Annotated in this window: 27 protein-coding genes; 8 read left to right on the top strand and 19 right to left on the bottom strand. The window is 63.2% G+C overall.

The window, feature by feature from the left end; genetic code table 11:
- The 9 genes from BM408_RS11925 to BM408_RS11885 all read right to left on the bottom strand — a co-directional run.
- The coding region (locus tag BM408_RS11925) for a GTP-binding protein (protein ID WP_032978997.1) at nucleotides 1-91 on the bottom strand (91 nt) is incomplete at its 3' end.
- Nucleotides 92-237: 146 nt separating this feature from the next.
- Nucleotides 238-2340 (bottom strand): elongation factor G, encoded by a 2103-nt coding sequence (fusA, locus tag BM408_RS11920; protein ID WP_092130056.1) that lies wholly within the window; start codon nucleotides 2338-2340, stop codon nucleotides 238-240.
- Between the two features lie 222 nt (nucleotides 2341-2562).
- Nucleotides 2563-3036, bottom strand: a complete 474-nt coding sequence (gene rpsG / locus BM408_RS11915) for a 30S ribosomal protein S7 (protein WP_011481226.1) — start codon at nucleotides 3034-3036, stop codon at nucleotides 2563-2565.
- A gap of 226 nt (nucleotides 3037-3262) precedes the next feature.
- A complete protein-coding gene (gene rpsL, locus BM408_RS11910; protein ID WP_092130055.1) occupies nucleotides 3263-3640 on the bottom strand; it encodes a 30S ribosomal protein S12 in 378 nt (125 codons plus the stop codon).
- Nucleotides 3641-3969: 329 nt separating this feature from the next.
- The gene (locus BM408_RS11905) at nucleotides 3970-5196 is read right to left on the bottom strand and encodes a D-alanyl-D-alanine carboxypeptidase family protein (protein WP_092130054.1); all 1227 of its coding nucleotides are present in this window, start codon (nucleotides 5194-5196) and stop codon (nucleotides 3970-3972) included.
- Between the two features lie 87 nt (nucleotides 5197-5283).
- Nucleotides 5284-5925: an alpha/beta hydrolase gene (locus tag BM408_RS11900; protein WP_092130053.1), complete on the bottom strand. Its 642-nt coding sequence runs from the start codon at nucleotides 5923-5925 to the stop codon at nucleotides 5284-5286.
- 84 nt (nucleotides 5926-6009) lie between these two features.
- Nucleotides 6010-6357, bottom strand: a complete 348-nt coding sequence (locus BM408_RS11895) for a (2Fe-2S) ferredoxin domain-containing protein (protein ID WP_092130052.1) — start codon at nucleotides 6355-6357, stop codon at nucleotides 6010-6012.
- Nucleotides 6358-6401: 44 nt separating this feature from the next.
- Nucleotides 6402-7550 (bottom strand): VanZ family protein, encoded by a 1149-nt coding sequence (locus BM408_RS11890; RefSeq protein ID WP_092130099.1) that lies wholly within the window; start codon nucleotides 7548-7550, stop codon nucleotides 6402-6404.
- Nucleotides 7551-7639: 89 nt separating this feature from the next.
- Nucleotides 7640-8068 (bottom strand): CopD family protein, encoded by a 429-nt coding sequence (locus tag BM408_RS11885; protein ID WP_092130051.1) that lies wholly within the window; start codon nucleotides 8066-8068, stop codon nucleotides 7640-7642.
- Nucleotides 8069-8624: 556 nt separating this feature from the next.
- Here BM408_RS11885 and hemB point away from each other — a divergent pair.
- The 4 genes from hemB (at nucleotide 8625) to BM408_RS11865 (ending at nucleotide 12212) form a co-directional block, all read left to right on the top strand.
- The gene (hemB, locus tag BM408_RS11880; RefSeq protein WP_092130050.1) at nucleotides 8625-9641 is read left to right on the top strand and encodes a porphobilinogen synthase; all 1017 of its coding nucleotides are present in this window, start codon (nucleotides 8625-8627) and stop codon (nucleotides 9639-9641) included.
- Nucleotides 9642-9752: 111 nt separating this feature from the next.
- Entirely contained in the window at nucleotides 9753-10877 is a 1125-nt protein-coding gene (locus tag BM408_RS11875) for a magnesium transporter CorA family protein (RefSeq protein WP_092130049.1), read from the top strand.
- A gap of 48 nt (nucleotides 10878-10925) precedes the next feature.
- A complete protein-coding gene (locus BM408_RS11870; RefSeq protein ID WP_092130048.1) occupies nucleotides 10926-11537 on the top strand; it encodes a DUF2799 domain-containing protein in 612 nt (203 codons plus the stop codon).
- A 123-nt stretch (nucleotides 11538-11660) separates the two neighbouring features.
- Nucleotides 11661-12212, top strand: coding sequence for a DUF1003 domain-containing protein (locus BM408_RS11865; RefSeq protein ID WP_254774785.1), 552 nt, complete (start codon nucleotides 11661-11663; stop codon nucleotides 12210-12212).
- Nucleotide 12213: 1 nt separating this feature from the next.
- On the opposite strand, the gene BM408_RS11860 is transcribed toward BM408_RS11865, so the two are convergent.
- The 4 genes from BM408_RS11860 to BM408_RS11845 all read right to left on the bottom strand — a co-directional run bounded on the left by BM408_RS11860 (nucleotide 12214) and on the right by BM408_RS11845 (nucleotide 15181).
- On the bottom strand, nucleotides 12214-12876 hold the full coding sequence (locus BM408_RS11860; protein WP_092130047.1) for a glutathione S-transferase family protein: 663 nt from the start codon (nucleotides 12874-12876) through the stop codon (nucleotides 12214-12216).
- 5 nt (nucleotides 12877-12881) lie between these two features.
- Nucleotides 12882-13805, bottom strand: coding sequence for an amidohydrolase family protein (locus BM408_RS11855; RefSeq protein WP_371327006.1), 924 nt, complete (start codon nucleotides 13803-13805; stop codon nucleotides 12882-12884).
- Nucleotides 13806-13807: 2 nt separating this feature from the next.
- A complete protein-coding gene (locus BM408_RS11850; RefSeq protein ID WP_092130046.1) occupies nucleotides 13808-14497 on the bottom strand; it encodes a dienelactone hydrolase family protein in 690 nt (229 codons plus the stop codon).
- A 69-nt stretch (nucleotides 14498-14566) separates the two neighbouring features.
- Nucleotides 14567-15181, bottom strand: coding sequence for a 2-hydroxychromene-2-carboxylate isomerase (locus tag BM408_RS11845; protein WP_092130045.1), 615 nt, complete (start codon nucleotides 15179-15181; stop codon nucleotides 14567-14569).
- A gap of 129 nt (nucleotides 15182-15310) precedes the next feature.
- Here BM408_RS11845 and BM408_RS11840 point away from each other — a divergent pair, with 129 nt between their 5' ends.
- From BM408_RS11840 to creC, 4 genes are all read left to right on the top strand, one after another.
- Nucleotides 15311-16057: an SDR family oxidoreductase gene (locus BM408_RS11840; RefSeq protein ID WP_092130044.1), complete on the top strand. Its 747-nt coding sequence runs from the start codon at nucleotides 15311-15313 to the stop codon at nucleotides 16055-16057.
- Nucleotides 16058-16178: 121 nt separating this feature from the next.
- The gene (locus BM408_RS11835) at nucleotides 16179-16811 is read left to right on the top strand and encodes a MarC family protein (RefSeq protein ID WP_092130043.1); all 633 of its coding nucleotides are present in this window, start codon (nucleotides 16179-16181) and stop codon (nucleotides 16809-16811) included.
- 2 nt (nucleotides 16812-16813) lie between these two features.
- On the top strand, nucleotides 16814-17512 hold the full coding sequence (gene creB, locus BM408_RS11830) for a two-component system response regulator CreB (protein WP_092130042.1): 699 nt from the start codon (nucleotides 16814-16816) through the stop codon (nucleotides 17510-17512).
- A gap of 1 nt (nucleotide 17513) precedes the next feature.
- Nucleotides 17514-18911 (top strand): two-component system sensor histidine kinase CreC, encoded by a 1398-nt coding sequence (creC, locus tag BM408_RS11825; RefSeq protein ID WP_092130041.1) that lies wholly within the window; start codon nucleotides 17514-17516, stop codon nucleotides 18909-18911.
- A 14-nt stretch (nucleotides 18912-18925) separates the two neighbouring features.
- Here the strand turns inward: creC and creD are convergent, their stop codons facing one another.
- The 6 genes from creD to BM408_RS11795 form a co-directional block, all read right to left on the bottom strand.
- A complete protein-coding gene (gene creD / locus BM408_RS11820; protein ID WP_092130040.1) occupies nucleotides 18926-20302 on the bottom strand; it encodes a cell envelope integrity protein CreD in 1377 nt (458 codons plus the stop codon).
- 155 nt (nucleotides 20303-20457) lie between these two features.
- Complete coding sequence (locus BM408_RS11815) at nucleotides 20458-21021, bottom strand: Crp/Fnr family transcriptional regulator (RefSeq protein ID WP_092130039.1); 564 nt, start codon at nucleotides 21019-21021, stop codon at nucleotides 20458-20460.
- A gap of 34 nt (nucleotides 21022-21055) precedes the next feature.
- Nucleotides 21056-21724 carry an ABC-type transport auxiliary lipoprotein family protein gene (locus tag BM408_RS11810; RefSeq protein WP_092130038.1) on the bottom strand — a complete coding sequence of 223 codons (669 nt, stop codon included), beginning with the start codon at nucleotides 21722-21724 and terminating at the stop codon, nucleotides 21056-21058.
- A 32-nt stretch (nucleotides 21725-21756) separates the two neighbouring features.
- Nucleotides 21757-22692 carry an MlaD family protein gene (locus BM408_RS11805; RefSeq protein WP_092130037.1) on the bottom strand — a complete coding sequence of 312 codons (936 nt, stop codon included), beginning with the start codon at nucleotides 22690-22692 and terminating at the stop codon, nucleotides 21757-21759.
- 12 nt (nucleotides 22693-22704) lie between these two features.
- Nucleotides 22705-23493, bottom strand: coding sequence for an ABC transporter ATP-binding protein (locus BM408_RS11800; protein ID WP_092130036.1), 789 nt, complete (start codon nucleotides 23491-23493; stop codon nucleotides 22705-22707).
- Nucleotides 23490-24614: an MlaE family ABC transporter permease gene (locus BM408_RS11795; RefSeq protein WP_092130035.1), complete on the bottom strand. Its 1125-nt coding sequence runs from the start codon at nucleotides 24612-24614 to the stop codon at nucleotides 23490-23492. Before BM408_RS11795 ends, BM408_RS11800 begins: the two co-directional genes overlap by 4 nt.
- Nucleotides 24615-24925: the final 311 nt, after the last annotated feature.

The following is a 24925-nucleotide window of genomic DNA, read 5'->3' as shown; positions in this document are numbered from 1 at the left end:
CCGCCGTCAGCGTCGTCTTGCCATGGTCCACGTGGCCAATCGTGCCGACGTTGACGTGCGGCTTGGTCCGCTCAAATTTGCCTTTTGCCATTTTTATCTCCAGATAAAGAACATGCCCGTGTACGGTTTAACGTCTGCACTGTGTTGCTGATTCACTTCGCACGGGTACAAAGTGGCACACAATCGCAGACAAGGAAAAAAGCTGCCGGCCCACAAGGAGCCGGCAGCGAGTGTTACTTACTTGGCGCGCGAAGCCATGATGGCTTCAGACACATTGCGCGGAGCTTCAGAGTAGTGCTTGAACTCCATGGAGTACGTTGCACGGCCCTGCGACATCGAGCGCAGCGTGGTCGAATAACCGAACATTTCAGACAGCGGCACTTCTGCCTTGATGGCCTTGCCGCCACCGACCATGTCTTCCATGCCCTGCACCATGCCGCGGCGTGAGGACAGATCGCCCATCACGTTGCCGGCGTAGTCTTCCGGCGTTTCGACTTCCACAGCCATCATCGGCTCCAGAATTACCGGGCCAGCCTTCTTGCAGCCTTCCTTGAAGCCGAAGATGGCAGCCATCTTGAAGGCCAGTTCGTTCGAGTCCACATCGTGGTACGAACCGAAATGCAGCGTGACCTTGACGTCAACCACCGGGTAACCGGCCAGCACGCCAGACGTGACGGCTTCGTTGATGCCCTTTTCGACCGCGGGGATGTATTCACGGGGAACCACACCGCCCTTGATGGCGTCGACGAACTCAATGCCCTTGCCGGCTTCGTTGGGCTCGATCTTGAGCACGACGTGACCGTATTGGCCCTTACCGCCGGACTGACGAACAAACTTGCCTTCGGCGTCTTCCACGGTCTTGCGGATGGTTTCGCGGTAAGCCACTTGCGGCTTGCCCACGTTGGCTTCCACGCCGAATTCACGCTTCATGCGGTCGACAATAATTTCCAGGTGCAACTCGCCCATACCGGCGATGATGGTCTGGCCGGATTCTTCGTCGGTCTTGACGCGGAAAGATGGATCTTCCTGAGCCAGGCGCTGCAGGGCGATACCCATTTTTTCCTGGTCGGCCTTGGTCTTGGGTTCCACGGCCTGCGCAATCACGGGCTCAGGGAACACCATGCGCTCGAGCATGACGATGGCATCAGGATCGCACAGGGTTTCGCCCGTGGTCACGTCTTTGAGGCCCACGCAAGCGGCGATGTCGCCGGCGCGGATTTCGCTGACTTCTTCACGGTTGTTGGCGTGCATCTGCACGATACGGCCGATACGCTCTTTCTTGCCCTTGACCGGGTTGTAGACGCTGTCGCCCTTTTTCAGGACGCCGGAATACACACGAACGAAGGTCAGCTGACCCACAAACGGATCGGTCATCAGCTTGAATGCCAATGCGGAGAATTTCTCTTCGTCGTCAGCCTTGCGGGTGACAGGCGCTTCGTCTTCGTCCGTGCCCTTGACGGGTGGAATATCGATAGGCGACGGCATGAATTCAATCACAGCGTCCAGCATGCGCTGCACGCCCTTGTTCTTGAATGCGGAGCCGCAGTACATCGGCTGGATTTCGCTGGCGATGGTCCGCGTGCGGATGCCCAGCTTGATTTCGTCTTCGGTCAAGTCGCCTTCTTCGAGGTACTTGTTCATGAACTCTTCGGAGGCTTCGGCCGCGGCCTCAATCATCTTTTCGCGCCATTCCTTGGCGGTTTCCACGAGTTCAGCAGGGATATCGCTGTAGGTGAACTTCATGCCCTGGGACGCTTCGTCCCAGATGATGGCTTTCATCTTGATCAGGTCGACAACGCCGGTGAAGTTTTCTTCGGCGCCAATGGGGATCACCATGGGCACAGGGCTGGCCTTCAGGCGCAGCTTCATCTGCTCGACGACCTTGAAGAAGTTCGCGCCGGTGCGGTCCATCTTGTTGACGAACGCGAGGCGGGGAACCTTGTACTTGTTGGCCTGGCGCCAGACGGTTTCAGACTGGGGCTGAACGCCACCCACGGCGCAGTACACCATGCAGGCGCCGTCAAGCACGCGCATGGAACGCTCGACTTCAATCGTGAAGTCCACGTGGCCCGGGGTGTCGATGATGTTGATGCGGTGCTCAGGCAGGGACGTGTCCATGCCCTTCCAGAAGCAGGTCGTGGCAGCGGAGGTAATCGTGATGCCGCGCTCCTGCTCTTGCTCCATCCAGTCCATGGTGGCAGCGCCGTCGTGCACTTCACCAATCTTGTGGTTCACGCCGGTGTAAAAAAGGATCCGCTCGGTGGTGGTGGTCTTGCCGGCATCAATGTGCGCGGAGATACCAATGTTGCGGTAGTTTTGAATGGGGGTAGCGCGGGACATAAATTACTTTCAGTTCGGGGTTACGAACAAAGACTCGTTGAAAGACTGCCCGCAGTCCGGGCATCCTTCATTTCTTCTACGCGTCTGCCGGCCGGAAATTGTGTTGTGCACGACACCCGGCTGGCAGAAATTGGGGTTGAACCGTCGGCAATCAAGGTGATCAACACCTTGAACCCGCCCGGCAACCCGTCAATTCAGCGCAGTCAATACTGCAATCGAAAATTAGAAACGGAAGTGGCTGAACGCCTTGTTGGCTTCTGCCATGCGGTGAACTTCGTCACGCTTTTTCATGGCGCCGCCGCGGCCTTCGGTCGCTTCCATCAGCTCATTGGCCAGACGCAGAGACATGGACTTCTCGCCACGCTTCTTGGCGGCTTCCTTCAACCAGCGCATGGCCAGGGCCATACGGCGGACAGGACGCACTTCAACCGGCACCTGGTAGTTGGCGCCGCCGACGCGGCGGGATTTCACTTCAACCATGGGCTTGATGTTGCCGATGGCCATGTGGAAGGCCTCGAGCGGATCTTTGCCGGGGTTCTTTTTCTCGATAAAGTCGAGCGCGCCATAAATGATGCGCTCTGCGACGGCCTTCTTGCCGCCTTGCATGATCACGTTCATGAACTTGGCGAGATCAACATCGCCAAATTTTGGATCAGGAAGAATTTCACGTTTAGGGACTTCGCGACGACGTGGCATTTTTTCACCTCTTTGCTTCAGTTGGCATTGCTTTTGGCAACACCGCGAGAGTTATCAAAACCCTCACTTACTCGACCGGTGCAACTATTTGCACTTGGGTCACTTCGTTTCAAACACCTGCCAGGGCGAGTGAAACACCTTGTTTTGAAGGAACTATCACAAACTTCTGTGACAACTGCTTCTGGCGCGAGCTCTCAGTGAAGAGAAAAACCCGAGCCGGTTCGGCTTATTTGGCCTTTGGCTTCTTCGCACCGTACTTGGAGCGCGACTGCTTGCGGTCTTTCACGCCTTGCAAATCGAGCGAACCACGGACGATGTGGTAACGCACACCGGGCAAATCCTTGACACGACCGCCACGAACCAGCACCACGCTGTGTTCCTGCAGGTTGTGGCCTTCGCCGCCGATGTAGGAAATGATTTCAAAACCGTTGGTCAGGCGCACTTTGGCAACCTTACGCAGAGCGGAATTGGGCTTTTTAGGCGTCGTGGTGTACACACGGGTGCACACACCGCGGCGCTGCGGAGAATTTTCCATCGCAGGGCTCTTGGACTTGATCTTTTCGACCTCGCGCCCCTGACGGACTAACTGATTAATGGTTGGCATTGAAAACGTCCCTAAACGTCTGAAAACTGATTTACCGTGTTGATACGGCCACAAATATTTCCCGCCGTGAAAGCGGAAAAGCCTTCTAGTATAAACCGGATGGGGGAAACGCTCAAGCAAAAGGCGTTGGGCGCGAGAAAGGTGTGCAGGTCCTGCACCCCAAATCGAGGTTTTTGAGATGACCGTGAAGGCCCCAAGAGCCTTAAATCCAGAGAATGTTAGCGCACACTCTCAAAATCAAGACGTCTGCCCGGGTTCAACCCACGGAACCCATGAAGAAGCCATCCAGCGATGCACTCGCCGGACGACCCATTCCAAAACAACCCGCCTTACTTGATCCAGAGCCGGATCGCATCCCAGGCGCGGCCCAGAATGCCGGCCTCTTGCACCGCTTCAAGCGCCACCAGCGGCACTTCGGCCACTGGCGCCGGGTTGTCGCCCAGCATGACTTTCAGCGTGCCCACGGCCTGGCCCTTGGCAAACGGGGCGACCAGCGGATCGGGCCGGGCCACCTGGGTTTTCACCTTGCCCGCGCTACCGGCCGCCACGGCCACCACGATGGCTTCAGGGCGGCCCAGCTTGACGGTGGATGACGCGCCCTTCCAGACGGCAGGCGCAACCACGGCCTGGCCGGCGTCAAACAACTTCACGGCTTCATAGGCGGTGTAGCCCCAGTTCAGCAGTTTTTGCGATTCGTTGGCGCGGGCGCTGTCGCTGGAGGTGCCCAGCACAATGGCCAGCAAACGGCGTCCGCCCGGCGCGCCGGCAGCGCCCAGGTTGGGGAAATCGCGTTTGGCGGTGGCAATCATGCAGTAGCCGGCGGCATCGGTGTGGCCGGTTTTGAGGCCGTCCACCGACGGGTCACGGAACAACAAGGTGTTGCGGTTGGTGTCGTTGGCCGCCGGTGTGCCGGGGTAGCGGTACTTCTTGATGGCTGAATAGCCGATGTAGTCAGGGAAATCCGTCATCAGCCGCGTCGAGAGGATGCTCAGGTCGCGCGCCGTGGTGGTGTGGCCGGGCTCGGTCAGGCCTTCGGGGTTTTTGTAGCTGGTCGACTTCATGCCCAGCGCCTTGGCCTGCTCGTTCATGAGCCGCACAAAGTTTTCCACCGAACCGCCCACGCCTTCAGCCAGCGCCATGGTGGCGTCATTGCCCGACTGCACGACCATGCCCTTGATCAGGTCCTCCACGGGCACCTTCATTTTCGGGTCGATGAACATGCGCGAACCCGGCATCTTCCAGGCGCGCTCGCTGACGCCAAAGGTCTGCTTCAGGTCGATTTTTTTGGACTTGAGGGCGTCAAACACCAGGTATTCGGTCATCAGCTTGGTCAGCGACGCCGGCTCGACCGGGGAGTCAATGTCTTTGGCCGCCAGGATCTGGTTGGCGGTGACGTCCAGCAGCAAATAGGAACGCGCGGCGATCTCGGGCGCCGGCGGCACCTGGGCATGCACCACAGGCAATGCGGCAGAGAAAACCAGGAACAGGGAGGCGGCAAAAGCGCGCAGGCCGTGGGCGGGGAGAAAGACCTGGGGAGCCTTGAATGAAGCTTGCATGTAATAGGTATCAGTGAAAGGTGAGGAAACCGGGTGAACCGAATGAACCGAATGAATCGAGTGAATCGAATGAAGCCCGCTGCGCAGTCAGGCCGAAGGTGAAGACAGGTGGCGGACCACCAGATTTTTCAGCAGCGGCAATTGTCCATGAAAGAAATGGCCGCCCCCGGGGACAACCGTAACAGGAAGTGCCTGCGGGCGCGCCCAGTCGAGCACGGCGGAAAAGAGCACCGTGTCGTCTTCCTCGCCGTGCACCACCAGGGTCTTCACGTGCGCTTCCGGGTCTATGGGCGCAGCAGGCGCACGGGTGACGCTGGTGCCGACCAGCACGAGTTTCTCGATACTGCGGGTGGCCGCAAGCTGCTTGAAGGCATGCGTGGTGACAAAAGCCCCGAAGGAGAATCCGGCAAGCGCCAGCACCTGCCCGCCACCGGCCGGCGCCGCGTGCTCCACCACCGCCAGAAAGTCTTCCAGCTCGCCCCGGCCTTCATCGTGGCTGCCGGCGCTGCCGCCCACGCCGCGAAAGTTAAAGCGCACAGAGGTCCATCCGCACTGCACAAAGGCCCGCGCCAGCGTCTGCACCACCTTGTTGTCCATGGTGCCGGCAAAAAGCGGGTGCGGATGCGCAATGACCGCAATGCCGCGCGACTCACCGGCGGGAAGGTCCAGTGCGATCTCGAGCGCGCCGGCAGGGCCCTGGATGATGGATTTTTGGGTTTGGGCGTTCATGTTTGCTATTAAAAAAGAGCTTCTCACTCAGACAGTCGCTGGGCCGGAGGCCGAAACCGTTCCGAACCTGCGACGCGGGCCGGCCTAGCGACCCAGATGCGCCGGCGTCACCAGGCGCTCAACCACCTTGCCGTTTTTCAGGTGCGACTCAACGATTTCATCGATGTCGCTGGCGTCCACATAGGTGTACCAGACGGCTTCCGGATACACCACCGCCACCGGGCCGCCCGCGCAGCGGTCCAGGCAGCCGGCCTTGTTGACCCGCACCTTGCCCGGCCCTGCCAGCCCCGCGGCCTTTACCTGCGACTTGCAGCGGTCAAAGCCTTCCTGCGCGCGGTGGTCGGCGCAGCAATCTTCACCGTTGGCGCGCTGGTTCAGGCAAAAAAAGATGTGGCGTTCGTAATAGGAATTGGGAGGTTTTTGATCTGGCATGCCGTGACTTTAGAGGATTGTGGTGTTCCCTCGCGCGGGCGAGGTCAAGGCCGAGGCTCGCGGCCCGACAGCCGGAGCAGCACATACAGCAGCGCCGCATACGGCCAAAGCCAGCCCAGCCACTGCACTACGCCGTGAAAACGGATGAAGCGGCCCTGCTCCCAGGTTTGCAGGGTTTGCGCGAAGTAAGGGTCTGCGGGCGCCTGATTAAGCAGCCCCAGATGAATCGTCAGCGCCAGCAGCGCCAGCGCCGCCGCCGCGCGGCGCGGCACGGGCAGCAACACCAGAGCCAGCAGCACCGTAAAGCCTATGCCCACCTGCACCGGCAGGTCCAGCCAGGCCCAGGCGTGGTCCGGGCCGTAACTGAGGGCGGCGGACAACGCGGAGGCGGCAATACCGGCTGCGATGACCGCGGTGGAAAACGCTGCGCGCTGCAAGAAGGTACGGATCACGCAATAGCCGAGCAGGCAAGGAATCAGCGCGCCCAGTGCCACGCAGAGCAGCTCGGCGGCCGGCACCAGCGGCTGCAGCTCCATGTCGCGCACCGGCATCCACTCCAGGAACGGTGTATCAATCAGCACATCGGCCAGCGCCGCCTCCAGACGCTCAAACACCTGGCCCAGCCCCATAGGCACCGACGCGGGAAACAGCAGTGCCAGCGGCCAGAGCATGAGCAGCACCAGCGCGCCTCGCGCATCGTGGGCGAACCAGCGCGCCCGAAAGCGGCTCCAGCGATCAACCACGCCGGTTTTCTCCAACGCCCAGGCAAAACAGGCGCCCAGCCAGGCGCCCAGCGTGTTGAGTGCCAGGTCGACGTTGGAAGGAATGCGGGACGGCAGGTAACTTTGCAGCGTCTCCATCGCCAGCGACAGCAGGCCGGCAGCCAGCACCGCGACTGTCACAGCCCACGACACGCGCCGGCTGCGCAGCGCCGATAGCGCGAGCAAAAAACCCAGCGGCGCGTAACCCAGCAGGTTGGCGCCCACGTCAAACCCTGTCCAGTACTGCGGCAATGGCGCGGTCAGAAACCTGAAGGGTGAAATGCCCTGGTCGCGCCAGTCCGCGAAGGGATAAAGGCTGGCATAAACAATCAGGCAGATGGCGGCAAGTGCCAGCGGCCAGGCAGTGGTCTTGTGAACACCCCTATCGTTCTCACTGCGCTTCGCTTCGTGTAGTGCCTTTTCCCCTTGCAGGGGACGACGCGAGGCGCCCGGCGAAGCCGGTTCGCCCGCGTCTGCTGGTTTGGGGGCCTTCTTTTTCACTTTGATGCCCGGTTGTGATCCTAGAAAGGCTTCACTACGACCAGGATGACGGCCGCCAGCAGCAGCAGCACCGGCACTTCATTGAACCAGCGAAACCATTTGTGGCTGCGGGTGTTGCGGTTGGCGATGAATTTGGTCAACAGGCGGCCGCAGGCGTGGTGGTAGCCGATCACCAGCACCACAACGGCGAGCTTGGCATGCATCCAGCCGTTGCCGGGCCCGCGGCCTATGCCGTAACCGAGGTACAGCCAGAGGCCAAAGCCCAGTGCGGGCACGGCCAGAATGGTGGTAAAGCGCATCAGCTTGCGCGCCATCAGGATGAGCCGTTCACGCTCGGCCACGCTTTCAGGCGGCACCATCGCCAGGTTCACAAAAATCCGCGGCAGGTAAAAAAGCCCGGCGAACCAGCTGGCGATGAAAACGATGTGTAGTGATTTGACCCAGAGCATGGACAAAGTGTAGCCCCCACGCTCCCCACTGCGTGTGGTCGCTGCCCCCCAAGGGGGCCGCCCGCCTGCGGCCCGGCAAAGCCGGTTCCGCGGCTCATGCTGGCTTAAACCCGCGCTCACTCCCTTGGGGCGATGGCAGTAGTGCGGCCGCGCATTCAGAAATTCGCTGGCCGGGATGAAGCGCAAGGCGCCCGGAGCGCAGCAACCGGAATGCACTCCAGTGCATGAGGATTGCGAGCACCGCGCAACGCCGCGATTCGCCCGGCCAGCGGATTTATGAATGCGCGGAGCAAAAAAATGCCCGGGTGGCACAAGGCCAACCGGGCTGGTAAGCCTTTTTGCTGTCACACGCAAAGGCCCCGCTCAGGGAGGAAAAGCGGGATGCGGTCGCCAAATTGGTAACCACACGTATTAATTCTAACCACGGCCATCCGACCTTGGCAATGGTTTTCTAAGCACTCTAAGAAACATTTATGTAAAGCTGCGCGCGCGCCGAAGGCGCGGGCCCCACACCAAATACTTCGGGCTATTCATAAAGCTTTGGCACAATTTGGAGATGACATTGCACGCTTCCAACTTCGCCCCCTTCCCGGCGGGCCGCCCCCGGCGCCTGCGCCGTGACAGCTTCACCCGCAACCTGGTCCGTGAGCACGCACTCACCGCACACGACCTGATTTACCCGGTGTTTGTGGTGGACGGCAAGCAGCAGCGCCAGCCAGTGGCGTCCATGCCCGGCGTCGAAAGGCTGAGCCTGGACCTGTTGCTGCCGGTCGCCGAAGAGTGCGTGAAGCTGGGCATCCCGGTCATGGCGCTGTTCCCGGTGGTGGATGCCTCGCTCAAGACCTATGACGGCGTTGAAGCCACCAACCCCGACGGGCTGATCCCGCGCGTGGTGCGCGAACTCAAGAAAAACTTCCCCGGCCTGGGCGTGATGACCGACGTCGCGCTGGACCCTTTCACTACGCACGGCCAGGACGGCCTGCCGGACGAAAGCGGTTACATCCTGAACGAAGAGACGACAGCCATGCTGGTGCGCCAGGCCATGTGCCAGGCCGAAGCCGGTGTGGACATGGTCGCGCCCAGCGACATGATGGACGGCCGCATAGGCGCCATCCGCCAGGCGCTGGAGGCCAAAAAGCTCATCCACACCCGCATCATGGCCTACAGCGCCAAATACGCCAGCGCGTTTTACGGCCCCTTCCGCGATGCGGTCGGCTCCGCCGCCAACCTCGGCAAGGCCGACAAAAAAACCTACCAGATGGACCCCGGAAACAGCGACGAGGCATTGCGCGAAGTGGCCATGGATATCGCCGAAGGCGCCGACATGGTGATGGTCAAGCCCGGGATGCCCTACCTGGACGTGGTGCGCCGCGTCAAAGACGAGTTCGGCGTGCCCACCTTCGCCTACCAGGTCAGCGGCGAGTACGCCATGATCAAGGCCGCCGCACAAAACGGCTGGCTGGACCACGACGCCGTCATGATGGAAAGCCTGCTGGCCTTCAAGCGTGCCGGCGCCGACGGCGTGCTGACCTACTTTGCCATCGACGCCGCCAAAAAGCTGCGCCAGGCCTGAGCGGACCGGGCGGCCCGTGTTGGCATTGCTATTAAATCAGTAGCTGCTTATGCTTGCGCTGCCTGGGTGAAACGCCGATTTGATTGATTAACGCGGGGCTGAGGGAGATTCATGCGGGTTTTTAACATCACCACCGGCGCCAACGGCAACCAGGGCGTCACCGAAACCGATGCCTTGCCGACCGCGTTGCCCGCTCAGGGTTTTGTCTGGGTCGCCTGCGCGCGGCGCGAGTTCGAGGTGCTGCAGGCGCAGATCCAGGCCAGCCTGCAATTGCTGTGCGGCACGCAGCTGGTCGACCTGCACGTGGCCGACCTGCTGAACAACCAGCTGCCCTCGCATTACGACTACACCTCGCAGTACGACATCATGGTGTTCCGCCGCCTGGCCGCCGGCCAGACCGAGACCGACCTCAGCACACCCGGCGAGCCGCTGCACGAACGCATGCACCGCAGCGGCCCGCCGGTGCTCAAGCGCATCGACACCAGTCCGGTCGGCTTTGCCGTGTTCGACCAGTTGCTGCTGACCGTGCACCCCACCGACTGCGCCGTGCGCGACGCCTATGCGGCCCGGCTGCTCAACGCCACCACGGCCGAGTCGCGCTCCAGCGGCGTCAAGCTGCCCACCAGCCCCGCCGATATGATGCTGCGCATCGTCAACCAGATGGTGGACGGCTACCTGGAGCTGCGGCGCGAACTCACGCGCCAGCTCGACCACTGGCAGTCGGAGCTGCTCAAGCCCGGCACACGTTTTACCAACTGGAGCTCGGTGCTCGACGCGCGTCTGGCCATGCACCACCTGGACGAGATCTGCGAAGACCAGCGCTCGGCCGTGCAGGACTGGGTCGACTCGATCGAGACCTGGCCCGAGGGCGCCACACCCGCCGCGCTGCGTGAACGCGAGCTGCTCAAGGTGCGCTCACGCGACGTGCTCGAACACATCGAGCGCGTGGTGCACCACGTGCGGCGCATGGAGCAAAGCGCCGAGACCGCGGTGCAGATGCATTTTTCGGCGCAGAGCAACCGCACCAATGACATCATGCGCACACTCACCGCGCTCACCGCCATCTTCCTGCCGCTGAACCTGATCACCGGCTTCTTCGGCATGAATTTCGAGTTCATGCCTTTTATTCACTCGTCCACCGGCTTCTGGCTGACCTTCGGCTTCATGATCCTGCTGGTCGTGGTGGTGGTGACCGTGTTCTGGCGCAAGCAATACCTGGCCCGGACCCGGCGTTAAGTTCGCTGCAAGTTCTTCGTCCATTCGTCATCGTCCGCAGGAGCCTCCATGTCCTCAGCCTTCGCTCGCTTCTTTCCCCTTGGCCGCCTGTTCAGCTTGCGCGCCGGCATGGCGCTGCTCCTTGCCGCAGCGGCGCTGCTGGCCGGCTGTGAGAGCCTGAGCCCCGCCGAATGCGCCACCGCCGACTGGCGTCAGCTCGGCGTGCAAGACGGCAGCCGCGGCCGCAGCGACCGCGCCGCCGACTATTACGAGTCCTGCGCCAAGGCCGGCATCGCGGTGAATGTGGGCGTCTACCGCGAGGGCCGCAACCAGGGCCTGGTCAGCTACTGCCAGCCGGCCAATGCCCTCAATGAAGGCCTGGCCGGCAACAGCTACGAAGGCGTTTGCCCCGCGCCCATGGACCAGAACTTCCGCAACATCCACGGCATTGCCTGGCGCGAGCAAGACGCCCGCAAAACCCTGGCGCGCATGCAGAACGAACAGGACCGCATGCAGGCCGAACTGCGCGACTCCAAAACTGCCGAAGACCGCAAACGCACCTTGCGCGAGCAGCTCTCCCGCTCGGACCGCCGCATTGAAGACGCCCGCCTTGCCCTGCGCGACGCCAGCTACCAGCTGGACCGCCTGCGCAGCGACATGCGCCAGCGCGGCCAATACTGAGCCCTAAGCCCTAAGCCGCTGCGTCAAAGCCTTTTTCCGGCGGCGCCACGCGGTGGCGTCTGACGGCCCCGCGTGGCCGCGAGCAAGCACACTGGTGAAAACGGCAACGCACCGGAGACGGCTTTGAACTCGCACACATCAAGCAACACCTGCGCCGACGACTTGACGCGCGAAAACGTGCAGTCGATGCGGCGCGTCGAAGAAGCCGCGTTGGCCAACCGCAGCCGCGCCGACCGCATGGCGGCTTTTATCGCCACCTTCTGCGGCTCCATGCCCTTTGTCTGGCTGCACGTGCTGGCCTTCACCTGCTGGATAGGCCTGAACACCTGGCCGGGGCTGGCGCATTGGGACCCCTACCCCTTTACCTTCCTCACGCTGGTGGTCTCACTTGAGGCTATTTTTCTGGCGTCCTTCATCCTGATCAGCCAGAACTACGAGCTGCGCATCAGCGACAGGCGCAACCAGCTGGACCTGCAGATCAACCTGCTGACCGAGCAGGAAAACACCAAGATGATCCAGATGCTGGAACGCATCGCGAAAAAGGTGGGCGCCGATACCGCGGACCCGGACGTGCGCATCCTGAAGGAAAACACCGATCCGGAAAAGCTGATTGCCCAGATCGAGCAGGCCCAGCGCGACAACCCGCCTGCGGCAGACGCCGCAGCGAAGGGCTAACTCAAACCCAGGGCTGGGCCAGGCCTTCTTCGTTGAACGCCTTGATGACCGCCGGCCGCGCCAGCGCGCGCTTCAGGTAAGGGCCCAGGTGCGCACGGTCGCGCGCGGGCTGGGAGGCGAAGTTGCGTGTCCAGCGGCACAGCGTCAGCGCATAGATATCCACCGCCGAATACTTCGCGCCCAGCAGCCAGGGCTCAGGGTGGATTTGTCCAAGCCTGGCCAGTTCGGCATCCAGCTGGTCCAGCATCCGGCCGACCTTGATTTCCGCGTGCGACTTCAGTTCAGCCACGCCCGCGCTGTTGCCGGGGTTCATCCAGCGGTCTGTGTAGAAGTAGATGATCAGCGTCGACTGCATGGTGTTGGTCAGCCAGACCAGCCATTTGTAGAAATGCGCGCGTTCCGTGGTGCCCAGGGCCGGGGCCAGACCCGCCTGCGGATGCGTGTCGCACAAATGCAGGCAGATCGCCGCGGTTTCATAAAGGACCAGATCGCCATCGACCAGCGTGGGGACCAGCCCGTTGGGGTTGAGCTTGCAGTAAGCCTCGGAGCGATGCGCACCCGTGCTGGTGTCGACGAGGATTTTTTCAAAGGGCACGCCCAGCTCTTGCAGCAGGATGTGAGGCGCCATGGCGGCGGAGCTGGGGGAGAAATGGAGCTTGTACATAGCCCCTATTGTGTCGTCACGCCAAAGATACCCGCCGCGTTGCCCCAGGCAATCCTGCGCGCCGTGTCCGCAGGAAGATCACCTAGCCACGCACGGTAGCCTTTCATCAGCTCGTCGTAATACAGCCAGCGCTGGTTCACCCAGGTGTCGGAGCCGATCATGAAGCGGCCCGGGTATTTCAGCACCAGCGTGCGCCACTCAGGGCAGAGTTTTCCGCTTTCGCAGGTCAAGCCCGGGCGGTATGACAACTCGCCCATCAGTTGCGGGTATTTGCCCAGCAGGGCATCAACACGCGCCACGGGCGCGCCGCCTATGCCGGTGTGGGCCCAGACCAGCCGTGCGTCAGGCGCATGGGCCATCAGCAAGTCAATGGCCGTGTCGTCCACATGCGCTAGCACCGCGAGTTTGTTCTTTGCCGCGAACTGCATCAGCTTTTTGGCCACAGGGCCGTTGGCGTTGGCGCTGTCGTAGAGGTGGAATTCGCCTATGCCTTTGTACGGCCCGGCCTGGTCGCCGGTGACGCCGCGGGCGAACTCGGTTTGCACCATCTCGTAAATCGTCTCGTCGCGAAACCAGTTGTCGTAGTCGGCGCGGTTGCGGTACAGGCGTATGAAGGGCACGACGGTGACGCCGGCCTGGCGGGTTTCGGCCATGGCGGCGAGCGACTTGGTGCCGTCGTTGGGCCGTGAGTTGGCGACGATGGCTTTGACGCCGTTGCGCTTCATGCGGGCCAGCACATCGGCCGGTGAGTGCGGACCGCTGTTCCCGTTCCAGGCTTCTTCGTTGTAGTGCAGGTGGGTGTCAAACAGCGGGCCGGTGTAGTCGGCCGCAAACGCGGAGCCCGCAGTTGCCGCCAAAACAATAGCCAACAACCCGCGCCCAGCCCCGGCGGATCGCCAGGATCGCTTGGGGGCAGCCAGGGCAACCATGGTCAGGCCAGTTTGGCGGCCAAAAACGCCAGCGAGCGTTCACGCGCCAGCTTGGCGGCGGCTTCGTCATAGGCGCCGCGCTGGTCGCAGTTAAAGCCGTGGTCGGCCGAATAGATATGGGTTTCGACTTCCGGATGCGCCTTGATAAAGGCGTGGATGGTCTCCAGCGGAATCGAATGGTCGCGGTCGCTGAAGTGGGCCAGCACCGGGCATTGGGGCTGCAGGGCGATTTCGGCCGGGGCCGTCATGCCGCCGCCGTAATAAGGCACCGCCGCGCTCAGGCCCTTGAGCAGGCAGGCAGCGCGCCAGGCCAGGAAACCGCCCCAGCAAAAGCCGATGATGCCGACCTTGCCGCCGCCGGCCTTTGCCGCGTGATCGATGGCGGCCTGGATATCCACCAGCACGCCCGGTGCGGGCAGCCCGTTAACCGCGGCTTTCAGCGCGATGCCTTCTTTCATCCCGGCCTCGTCGTAGCCCATATCGACACCGGGCTTGACGCGGTGAAACGTCGCCGGCGCCACCGCCAGATAACCCTGGGCGGCGAAGCGGTCCGTTACGGCCTGGATATGCGAGTTGACGCCAAAAATTTCTTGCAAGACCACCATGGCGGCCTTGGGTTTGCCTGCCGGCTCAGCCACATAGGCTGGGAATACAAAGCCGTCAGCGGCCTTCAAGTCGATGAATTTACCCACGATGCGATCTCCTTGGTTTCAATGAATGTGTCAAAAACAGGCCGGTTTGTAAACCGGCCTGTGAGTTGTTTATGAACCGGTTTTAGCGGCCAGCTTGCGCTCCACAAAATCCAGCCGGTCCTGGCCCCAGAACAGTTCGCCGTCGACCACAAAGCTGGGCGCGCCGAATACGCCGGCGTCAATCGCCTGCTGGGTGTTGGCTTCATAACGCTCCTGCACCGCCTGGCTGAAGGACTGCTCCAGCCGCTCGGCGGGCAAGCCGCATTCGGCGAGCAGCTCGGCCAGCACTTTTTCGTCGGCGATGTGGCGCTCACGCACCCAGACAGCGCTGAAGATCGCGCCGCCTATCCTCATGGCGGCCTCGCTGCCGTCATGCTGGTCTACCGCGATGATGAGGCGCGCCGCGTCGTCGCCCGAGACGGGGAAAAACTTGGGCTTGAGGTTGAGCGGCGCATGCAGGAAGTCGGAAAAGCGCTGCAGCTCCAGCAGCCGGTAAGCCTGGCGCTGCGGCGCCCGCTGGGCCAGCGGCAGCCCGCCCGAGATCGGGAAGACCTTGCCGCCCAGGTCGATGGGCAGCACCCGCACGGTGGCGCCGGCCGCGCGCGCAATCTGCGCAAAACGCTCATGGCCCAGGTAAGTCCAGGGGCTTTGCGGGGTGAAGTAGTAGTCGATGGTGGTGCTCAAGAGGGTCTCCGGATAGGGATCTGGGTAGACGGCCCACGCCATCGATCAATACGGCGAGGTTCTACGGTACATTGGCTCGGCCAATCCCCGTTTTTACCCGGGATTGCCATTCTCTGCAGGAGGTGCGGTTTGTCAAAAGTTGTTCTGATCACCGGCGGCTCGCGCGGCATAGGCGCCGCCTGCGCCCTGCTCGCGGCGCGTCAGGGCTGGGTGGTGGCTGTCAACTACACCAGCAACTCGCTGGCCGCCGACGAAGTGGTGCGGCAGATCCGCCAGGCCGGCGGCCAGGCCATCACGGTGCAGGCCGATGTGGCCGACGAGGCGCAGGTGCTGGCCATGTTTGAAAAAGTCGACGCCAAGCTCGGCCGCCTGGACGGCCTGGTCAACAACGCGGGCGTGGTGGACCGCACCACCCGCGTCGATGCCATGACGCTGGAACGGCTGCGGCGCATGTTCGAGATCAATGTGTTCGGCTCATTCCTTTGCGCGCGCGAAGCCGTCAAGCGCATGAGCACCCGTTATGGCGGCGCGGGCGGCGCCATCGTCAATGTGTCCAGCGCGGCGGCCCGGCTGGGTGCGCCCGGCCAGTATGTGGACTACGCCTCCGCCAAGGGCGCGATTGACACCTTCACCATCGGGCTGGCCAAGGAAGTCGCCGCTGAGGGCATACGCGTGAATGCAGTGCGGCCCGGCATCATCGATACCGACATCCATGCCTCGGGCGGCCTGCCGGACCGGGCCCGCGACCTGGCACCGCAGGTACCTATGCAGCGGCCGGGTACCGCGGATGAGACCGCACAGGCCATTGTCTGGCTGCTGGGGGACAATGCGGGCTACACAACAGCGGCGCTCCTCGACGTCGCAGGAGGAAGGTAGTGCCCCCACGCTCCCCCACTTCGTGTGGGTCGCTGCCCCCCGAGGGGGCCGCCCGCCTGCGGTCTGGCAAAGCCAGTCCCGCGGCTCATGCTGGAATTGAGTTCAACTTTAGGGAACAACGATGGACTTTAAACCGCTAGTCACCTTGTTGGCCATCGTCAACCCGCTGGCCATCGTGCCGTTTTTTATCCACTACACGCAGGGCTTTTCCGATGAGCAGCGCCGCCGTACCATCCTGGTGGCGTCGTTTTCGGCCTTTGTCGTGATTGCCACCAGCGCACTGCTGGGGCTGGAGATTCTCGACTTCTTCAGCATCTCGCTGGCGAGCTTTCAGGTCGGCGGCGGCATGCTGCTGCTGATCAGCTCGATGAACATGCTGAACGCGCAGCCGGCCGAGGCCAAGCCCCTGACCAACGAGATGGAAGACGGCGCCGAAAAAGCCGCACGCGGCGCCAGCATTGCCGTGGTGCCACTGACCATTCCCCTGCTGACCGGCCCGGCCACCATGTCCACCGTGGTGATTTACGCCGAAAAAGCGCAAACCGCTTTGCAGGTCGCCGCGCTGGTCGGCTACGGCGTGGTGATCGCACTGGTGACCGCCGTCAGCTTTTCATTGGCAGAGCCGATTGCCCGCGTGCTGGGCAAGACCGGCATCAACGTGATGACGCGTTTGATGGGCCTGATCCTCGCCGCGCTGGCGGTGGAAGTGATGGCCGGCGGGCTGGGCAAGCTGTTCCCCATCCTGCGCAGCTGACTATGGCTGGTGCGCGCATCCTGCTGGTGGAAGACGACCCGGCGATTGCCCGCTCCATCATCTACACGCTGGAGCGCGACGGCCTCACTGTGACGCACAGCCTGCTGCTGGGCGATGCGCGCGCACAAATCAGCCGCCAGCCGCCCGACGCGGTGATCCTCGATGTGGGCCTGCCCGACGGCAGCGGGCTTGATCTGTGCCGCGAGCTGCGCACCGCCGGCAGCCTGCCGGTGCTGATGCTGAGCGCGCAGGGCGAAGAGATAGACCGCGTGCTCGGGCTGGAGCTGGGCGCCGACGACTATATGAGCAAGCCCTTCAGCCCGCGCGAGCTGCTGGCGCGCGTGCGCAGCCTGCTGCGGCGGGCGCGCATGCCGGCCCCTGCTGCAACACTGCCCGACAGTCCCTTTGAGATCGATGCCGCGGGCCAGCGCGTCACCTTGCACGGCCGCCCGCTCAACCTGACGCGCCGCGAGTTCGGCCTGCTGGCCGATTTGCTGCGCCACCGCGGCCGGATACGTTCGCGCGATGACCTGCTGAGCGCGGTCTGGGGCACGGATTCAGACAGCACGGATCGCACGGTGGACACGCACATCAAGACCCTGCGCGCCAAACTGCAGGAAGCCGCACCGGAACACGACTACATCGTCACCCACCGGGGCATGGGCTACTCCCTGGATATCAACCGCGTCAAGGGCAGCTGAGATGCGCCTGGGCATACGCCTGCTGTTTGGTTTTTTCCTGGTCACCGGGCTGGCTGCTTTCTTCGTGCTGCGGGTGTTTGTCGCCGAGGTCAAACCCAGCGTGCGTGAAGTCATGGAAGACATGATGGTGGACACGGCCAACATCCTGGCCGAGCTGGCCAGCGACGATGTGGCCGCCGGTACGGTCGCACAAGGCCGCTTCGCGGGGCATGTGCGCAATTACGCGCGGCGGCCCATAGACGCAAAGATCTGGGGCATGGCCAAGCAGTCGCTGGACTTTCGCGTCTACGTCACCGACGCTGGCGGCAAGGTCCTGTTTGATTCTGAAAATATGGCTGTGGGCCAGGACTATTCGCGCTGGCGCGACGTGGCCCTCACCCTGCGCGGCGAATACGGCGCGCGCGCCACGCGTGAAGTGCAGCAGGACGACCGCAGCTCAGTCATGTATGTGGCCGCGCCCATCACGCACGAGGGCAAGACGATAGGCGTACTGACGGTGGCCAAGCCCATGTCCACCATCCAGGCTTTTATCGACCGGGCCGAGCGCAAGATACTGCTCAGCGGCCTGCTGCTACTGGTGCTGTCGCTGGCCATCGGTGTGGCGGTCACCTTGTGGGTGGTGTGGAGCATTCGCAAGCTGCGCCGCTATGCCAACGCCGTCGGCCAGGGCGAAAAACCCGCGGTTCCGCAGATACCGGGCGAGCTTGGCGATCTGGCCATGGCAGTCGATGCCATGCGCCTGAAGCTCGAGGGCCACGAGTACATAGAAGATTACGTGCGCGCCCTGACTCATGAGCTCAAGAGCCCGCTCGCCGCGATCCGCGGCGCCGGCGAGCTGCTGCAGGACGAGCTTCCCGAAAACGCGCGCCGCGAGTTTTCGGGGCAGGTACTGGCCCAGTCCGGCCGCATGCAGGCGCTGGTGGACCGCATGCTCGAGCTGACGAAGCTGGAGCAGCGCCATGCACAGGTACAGCGCGAGCGCCTTTCGTGGGCCGGCTTCCTCCAGTCTTTTGAGCTTGCGGGCGGTGCCGGCCGCGCCCAGCATGTCCTCAAAGTCGTAATCAGCCCGGAACATGCCGGCGTGCATGCGGAGCCCGGCCTTCTGGGCCTGGCGCTCAGCAACCTGCTGGAAAATGCGCGCTCGTTCGCGCCCGAGGGCTCGGCGATCACCCTGGAGGCCGGGCCGGACGTCATTGCCGTGCAAGACAGCGGGCCCGGCGTGGCGGACTTCGCACTGCCCCGCCTGGGCGAGCGCTTCTTCTCGACGGTGCGCCCCGACGGCCACACCAAGGGCTCGGGCCTGGGACTGGCCATCGTGCGGCAAATCATGCTGCTGCATGGCGGGCGCATGGTGGTGCGCAACACGCAGCCCGGCTTGCGGGTCGAGCTGCATTTCTAAACGCGCCGCGCCCATCACGCGGCCGCCTTCACGGGTTCGGGCTTGGGTGCTTCAACCTGCTTGAAGCGCGCATACCAGTCGACCTGGCGCGTCAGCATCATGACGGCGGCAAGCACGGCGAACAGGGCCACGGCGCCCAGCAGCAAGGCGGTTTGTTCCATCCGCAACAGCACAAACAACATGCCATACAGCGTGGCGATGCCCAGGCCGAAAGGCAGGCCGCGCGACCAGTGGCCCAGCATGTAGCTGGCGTAAAAAGTCAGCAGCAGCACGCAGGCGGCAGCGGCAATCGCGTAGGCTGATTCGAAAGGCATGTGCTCCGACAAGCTCACCAGCAAGAGGAAGAACATGCTCATCGCCGCGCCCACCAGCAGGTACTGGATGGGGTGCACGCGCAGCGACTTCATGAATTCAAACAGGCCCACAGCCAGAAAAGTCAGGCCGATGAACAACAGGCCGTACTTTGTAGCCCGGTCGCTGAGCGCATAGGTGTTGGAGGGGTCGACAAAGGTCACGCTGAAAGCCTCGACGCAGCTGTTGTTGGCCGAGCCGTCGCTATAAGACGGGCAAACGGCCTTGCGCTTTCCCGCGTCCACCTGCGTCACGTCCTGCTGCGCGGTGCTGGCCAGTGAGCTGACACGCCAGTTGGCTTCAAAGCCGTCGTCCGTGACCTTGCGGTCCACCGGCAAAAACTGCCCGCCAAAACTCGGGTGTGGCCAGTTGGAGGTGAGCTGCACGCGGGTGTCGCCGCCCAGCGGCACCACGGAAATGCTTTCGGTGCCCATCAGTTCCAGCTCGATCTGCGCCTGCAGCGGCGCCGCGCCCACCAGGGCCATGGACAGCGGCGCATGCACGCCGCGCGGATAGCTGCCGTAGAAGGTGCCGGGCTTGAGCGCCAGCAACTGCTCACCGATCTTCACGCTGGCGTGGCGGATGCCGCGCGAATCGGAGACCGCCATCATCAAGAGCGGCTGGCCGCAGTTCATGCGCGAGCCGGCATGTTCGGCCGCGGGCTTGAGGGATTCGGTGTCGGCCCATTCGGCCACGATGTCGGCCTTGAGGTTAAAGACCTGCGTCGCATGCAGGCCGCGGGCCCGCGCCTCAAGCTTGCTGCCGCCCTTGAGCGTCAATGAAGCCGGCGCGGCAATCAGCGTGAACTCGCGCCGCTCGGTGCGCAGCTTCTTGTTGTCGTCCTTGACGTCCCATTCCTCGGTGCAGGCGCGGTGGATGAGCGGACCGGTCAGCGTCTGCGGGCCGGCCAGGCTCTGGGCCACGCTCTGGATGGCGATCTGCCGGTAGGTCTGGCGGTCGTGCACCACACCACTGATCTGGAACAGCGCCAGGACCAGCAAGACCAGCACCACCGCCAGTGCGGCGAGTTTTTGTTTCATGACTTCCTTTCGTTTTTTGAACAACGAAGGGGAGTGTGCAAACCGTGTGTGAGGCCAGGATGAGCTGTGGGGCGCCTGTGTGAAGCCAAAGTGAAGTGAGGCTTTCACGCTTCCGCGAGAGGGAACGGGCTACACGAAGTGAATCTGGGCAGGGGCTAACGGCGAAGCAGTTTTACGAGCTGGTTGCTCGTATTGCGCAAGCGCTGCGCCATCATCTGCGTGATCTTGACCAGCAGCTTGGCGCCCACGCCGGGGTGGTCGCGAATCAGCAGGGCAATTTCATGGCGGCCCCACACGCCGGCCTCAACCGCCTCGATGGCGGTACAAGTGGCGTAACGCGGCTCGCTGTCGAGCATGGACATATCGCCCACCGCCGCGCCGCGGCGCACCACGGCGATGCGCGAAACAGCGGGCTCCGCGCCGGTTTCGGCATCGGCCTGGGCCGCGCCCGCCACCGGCTCCAGCCGCTTGGTCACGTCCACCGTGCCCTTGAGGATCACCATCATCCAGTCGCCGAACTCGCCTTCGCGGATCATCACCTGACCCGGCGCGGCATGTATCAGCAGCATGGAGGCGCCCAGGATGTCGGCCTCGGCCGGCGTGAAGTCCTGCAGCAGCTGCGAGGTTTGCAGAAAGTCCGGGCCGTAGGTACTCAGGCCCTGGCAGCAGCCTTGCACCTTCAGCCCGGCAATGTCCAGTTGTTCTTCCAGCGTTTTCATGGGATGTGCCTCGGGCAGCCAGTGAAAGGCTGCATCAACGCCCGGCCGCCTGCTGCAGCCATTGGTCCAGCTCTTCGATGGCCGCGTCGGTGGCGGCCGTCAACGCCTGCACGCCACCGGGTGCGTCGCTGCTGGGCGCGGGCCGCTGCACGATGACATTGCGCTGGCCCACCAGCTTCTCACCCGCGGGCGTGATTTCAAGCAGTGTGGCACGCAGGCGGATCAGGCCGACGCTGGCATTGGGCGCGGTAAAGAGATGGCTGAACTCTTCCAGGTCCAGGCGCAGCAGCAGCGGCAGTGTCGCGTTCTGGCTGCGGTTCAGCGCCACGCTGGCGCCGGCGCTGAAGACGGCGCGGCGCTGGCCGAGCTGCTCACGCACCCGCTGTCGCACCAGCTGCGCGGGCGGCATGCTCCAGCGCGCCTGCGAGTAGGGTTTCAGCTGCTGCGCATCGGCATAGCCCAGGCGGTAGAGCACCGCCATGTTGTCCAGCGCGCCGCCAGAGGTGGAAACGTCGTCCAGCGCCAGCGGCGGCAGCGGCGCCTGGCGCGTGGTGGGCTGCGTGGCCAGTGCGCCGGGGCCGAAGTCATACATGGTGGCGCGTGTGGGCTTGTCGGGCAGGCCTGAGCAGCCCGTCAGCAAAAATATCAAGCCAAAAAGGCCTGCAACGCCCGTGGAACGAGCGCAAGCAGCTACTGAATTCATAGCAGTCCACCGTGGGTTAAAAATGGATGAAGTCATTTTTTCTGTACTCCTTCGGCGGAAAATCCGGGTTCGCCCGGGCCAGGCACCGGCGGGCCGTTGCCAAAAATCAGCGACTGCGGGTTGTCGTCCACCGCGCTGACGGTGCGGCGCAGCTGGCGCATCGCGCGTGCGGTTTCGTCGGCCACTTCGCCCAGCTTGGGCAGTGTTCCGGCGCTGAAGGTTTCCACGCCCGAAGCCAGCGCGGCGCCGCCTTCAGACAGTTTGTCGAGTGGCCCGCCCTTTTCATTAAGGCGCTTGGCCGTCACGGTGACCTCGTCGGTCGCCTTGCGCACCGACAGCAGCGTGGCGCTGGCATCGCGCGAGAGCGCCGGCAAAGTCGCCACCGAAGGCTCCAGGCCCTTGGCCACGCGGTCTATGCTGCCGGCGGCATCGCCGAGCTGCTTGACTGCTGCCGTGACGGCTTTCTGGTTGTCGTCGGACAGCAGCTTGTTCAGCCGCGTGCTGGCCTCTTCCACCTGGTTGAAAATCACCTCGCTTTGTTTGAGCAGCTTGTCCAGGCCGCCGGCCTTGATCGGGATGCGCGGCGGGTCGTCGTCATTCACCGCCAGGCGCTCGCTGGACTTGCCGTCGTCGTCGAGCTGGATAAAACCCAGGCCGGTGACACCCTGCGAAGCCACCGTGGCGAAGGTGGACTTGGTGACCGGCGCGCCGTGGTCGATGGACACGCGGATCAGCACATTGCCCTTGATCTTGCTGTCAAAGCCGATCAGCTCGACCTTGCCCACCGGCACGCCGCGAAAGCGCACCGCCGCCTGCGGCTGCAGGCCCGAGACGGTTTCGTCGGTGCTCATGTCGTAGAGGTCGCGCTGGGTGTTGTCGCGCGTGAGCCAGATGGCCAGCAAGGCCAGCAGGGCAGTGACCACCAGTACAAACGCACCGGCGGCCATGGCATGGGCTTTGTTTTCCATAGTGATGCCTTTCTAGACTGTGAACGGGTATTCGCGGAGCAGCTCCATCGCGCGTTGCCCTCTTTCGCCAAGGAAAAATTCGTGAATAAAGGGGTGCGGGAAAGCCACCACCTCCTTGGGCACATCGTTGACGATGACTTTCTGCTCGGCCAGCACGGCAATGCGCGTGCTCAGCTCAAACAGCGTGTCCAGGTCATGCGTCACCATCACCACCGTGAGCTCCATGTCGCGGTGCAGCGAACGCAGCAGCGCGACAAAGCTGTCGGAGCTTTCCGGGTCCAGCCCGGCGGTGGGCTCGTCAAGCAGCAGCAGCGGCGGGTCCATGATGAGGGCGCGCGCCAGCGCCACACGCTTGATCATGCCGCCCGACAAGTCGCTGGGCATCTTGTCGGCGGCTTCGGGTTTCAGGCCCACCATCTGGAGTTTCACCATGGCTGCTTCGCGCACCAGCGCGTGTGGCAGTGTCTTGAGCTCATGCAGCGGAAAGGCGATGTTCTCAAGCACGGTGAAGGCCGAGAACAGCGCGCCCTGCTGAAAGAGCATGCCGACACGGCTGGCCGCGCCCCGCTTGCCGAGTTCAGCCGCCGGCCGGCCCAGCACGGTGATCTCACCCTGCGTGGGTTTTTCCAGGCCCAGCATCTGGCGCAGCAGCACCGTCTTGCCGGTGCCCGAGCCGCCCACCAGCGACAGCACCTCGCCCCGCTCAACGCGCAAGTCCAGGTCTTTGTGCACTACGGACTTTTTGTCGCCGTTCTGGAACACGGTCCACAGCTTTTTGATGTCGACGATGGGTTCGCTCATATTCCGACACTCTTGAAAAGGACGGCGAACAAGGCATCCACCAAAATCACAACAGTGATCGAAGTCACCACCGACGCCGTCGTCCCCTGTCCCAGGCTTTCGGTATTGGGCTTGACGCGCAGGCCATAGTGGCAGCCGACCAACGCAATCAGCAGGCCAAAAACCACCGACTTGGCGGTGGCCAGCGAGAGGTTGGCGACATCCACCGCCGCCGGAAGGGAATTGATGAAGTACGAGGGCGAAACGCCCATGGCAACATCGGCCGCCAGCATGCCGCCCAGCAAGGCGGCAATCGTGGTCCAGACGCTGATCAGCGGCATGACCACCGCCAGCGCCAGCGCACGGGGCATCACCAGGCGAAAGCCACGTGCGATGCCCATCACGCGCATGGCGTCGAGTTCTTCGGTCACCCGCATCACACCGATCTGCGCCGTGATGGCCGAGCCGCTGCGCCCGGCGATCAGGATGGCGGCCAGCACCGGGCCCAGCTCGCGGATCAGCGAGATGCCCAGGATGTTGACGATAAAGGCGTCGGCGCCGAATTGCCGCAGCTGCTGCGAGATCAGGTAGGCCAGCACCACACCGATCAAAAACCCCACCAGCGCGGTGATGGGCAGCGCGGTCGCGCCGATATGAAAGAGGTGACCCGACAGGTCGCGCCAGGGGCCTTCCTGCGGGTGTTTGATGAGCCGGATGATGTCGAGCAGCAGCTGGCCGATCAGGCGGACCAGGCCCTTGATGTGGTCGGCCAGGCGGAACACCCGCTCGCCCAGCAGGATGAAAGGCGCGCTCCAGTCGCCCTTGCGGGCTTTGGGAAGGTCGCCAATGTTGAATTTGGCGATGGTCTCGAGCACCGCGCGCTGGCTGGGCTCGGCCTTGACCTGGGCCGGCCACTGGCGGCCCCAATGGTTCCACAGAACCTGGGCGCCCAGGTGGTCGAGCTTGTGTACCGATTCAAGATCCCAAGCCGCTGCAGTATCGGACAAGCCCTTGAGCTGTGCGGTCAGCGCCTCCCAGACGGTTTCCCCGGTCAGGTCGGCCGCCGTCCAGGCTCCCCGCACGACATACAGCCGACCTTGCGGCGTGTCCTGCTGTTCGATGCGGGGCGTGGCGTCTTCCATAAGCATCCGGTTGAGCCGGGCGCGGGGCCGGCGGTATTCAAAGCGATAAGCAACGCGTGAATCACAAAATTGCCATCGTAACTGCTGAAAACACAATTGCCCGCGTGCTGCGGCCACTGTCGCCTTGGTCCTACATAAGGATTCGCCCCTCCTGCTCCCTCCCCCGCTGGGTGAAGGAGCAATTCAGGACGGCCGGCGCAAGCGTCCAGCGGGTAATCCCGCGCCGTACCCTCGCCCCGCTTTTGCCACAATCAGTCCCAAGACACTGCGGTCAGTCTCGCGTTAGGCTGGGCTGGCACTATGGCGCGAGT

Source organism: Polaromonas sp. YR568 (assembly GCF_900116715.1).
Taxonomy (GTDB): Bacteria; Pseudomonadota; Gammaproteobacteria; order Burkholderiales; family Burkholderiaceae_C; genus Polaromonas.
Note: the sequence above shows the minus strand (reverse complement) of the source record. Positions and strands in the feature narration are given on the sequence as shown.

Bases quoted from the DNA above. Each gene is read 5' to 3' on its own strand.
- BM408_RS11905 (WP_092130054.1), bottom strand. From the start codon at position 5,196: ATGCAAGCTTCATTCAAGGCTCCCCAGGTCTTTCTCCCCGCCCACGGC.
- BM408_RS11835 (WP_092130043.1), top strand. From the start codon at position 16,179: ATGGACTTTAAACCGCTAGTCACCTTGTTGGCCATCGTCAACCCGCTG.
- BM408_RS11800 (WP_092130036.1), bottom strand. From the start codon at position 23,493: ATGAGCGAACCCATCGTCGACATCAAAAAGCTGTGGACCGTGTTCCAG.
- BM408_RS11900 (WP_092130053.1), bottom strand. From the start codon at position 5,925: ATGAACGCCCAAACCCAAAAATCCATCATCCAGGGCCCTGCCGGCGCG.
- rpsL (WP_092130055.1), bottom strand. From the start codon at position 3,640: ATGCCAACCATTAATCAGTTAGTCCGTCAGGGGCGCGAGGTCGAAAAG.
- BM408_RS11895 (WP_092130052.1), bottom strand. From the start codon at position 6,357: ATGCCAGATCAAAAACCTCCCAATTCCTATTACGAACGCCACATCTTT.
- fusA (WP_092130056.1), bottom strand. From the start codon at position 2,340: ATGTCCCGCGCTACCCCCATTCAAAACTACCGCAACATTGGTATCTCC.
- BM408_RS11855 (WP_371327006.1), bottom strand. From the start codon at position 13,805: ATGGTTGCCCTGGCTGCCCCCAAGCGATCCTGGCGATCCGCCGGGGCT.
- creB (WP_092130042.1), top strand. From the start codon at position 16,814: ATGGCTGGTGCGCGCATCCTGCTGGTGGAAGACGACCCGGCGATTGCC.
- BM408_RS11810 (WP_092130038.1), bottom strand. From the start codon at position 21,724: ATGAATTCAGTAGCTGCTTGCGCTCGTTCCACGGGCGTTGCAGGCCTT.
- hemB (WP_092130050.1), top strand. From the start codon at position 8,625: ATGACATTGCACGCTTCCAACTTCGCCCCCTTCCCGGCGGGCCGCCCC.
- BM408_RS11860 (WP_092130047.1), bottom strand. From the start codon at position 12,876: ATGTACAAGCTCCATTTCTCCCCCAGCTCCGCCGCCATGGCGCCTCAC.
- BM408_RS11885 (WP_092130051.1), bottom strand. From the start codon at position 8,068: ATGCTCTGGGTCAAATCACTACACATCGTTTTCATCGCCAGCTGGTTC.
- creD (WP_092130040.1), bottom strand. From the start codon at position 20,302: ATGAAACAAAAACTCGCCGCACTGGCGGTGGTGCTGGTCTTGCTGGTC.
- rpsG (WP_011481226.1), bottom strand. From the start codon at position 3,036: ATGCCACGTCGTCGCGAAGTCCCTAAACGTGAAATTCTTCCTGATCCA.
- BM408_RS11795 (WP_092130035.1), bottom strand. From the start codon at position 24,614: ATGGAAGACGCCACGCCCCGCATCGAACAGCAGGACACGCCGCAAGGT.
- BM408_RS11870 (WP_092130048.1), top strand. From the start codon at position 10,926: ATGTCCTCAGCCTTCGCTCGCTTCTTTCCCCTTGGCCGCCTGTTCAGC.
- BM408_RS11805 (WP_092130037.1), bottom strand. From the start codon at position 22,692: ATGGAAAACAAAGCCCATGCCATGGCCGCCGGTGCGTTTGTACTGGTG.
- BM408_RS11815 (WP_092130039.1), bottom strand. From the start codon at position 21,021: ATGAAAACGCTGGAAGAACAACTGGACATTGCCGGGCTGAAGGTGCAA.
- BM408_RS11875 (WP_092130049.1), top strand. From the start codon at position 9,753: ATGCGGGTTTTTAACATCACCACCGGCGCCAACGGCAACCAGGGCGTC.
- creC (WP_092130041.1), top strand. From the start codon at position 17,514: ATGCGCCTGGGCATACGCCTGCTGTTTGGTTTTTTCCTGGTCACCGGG.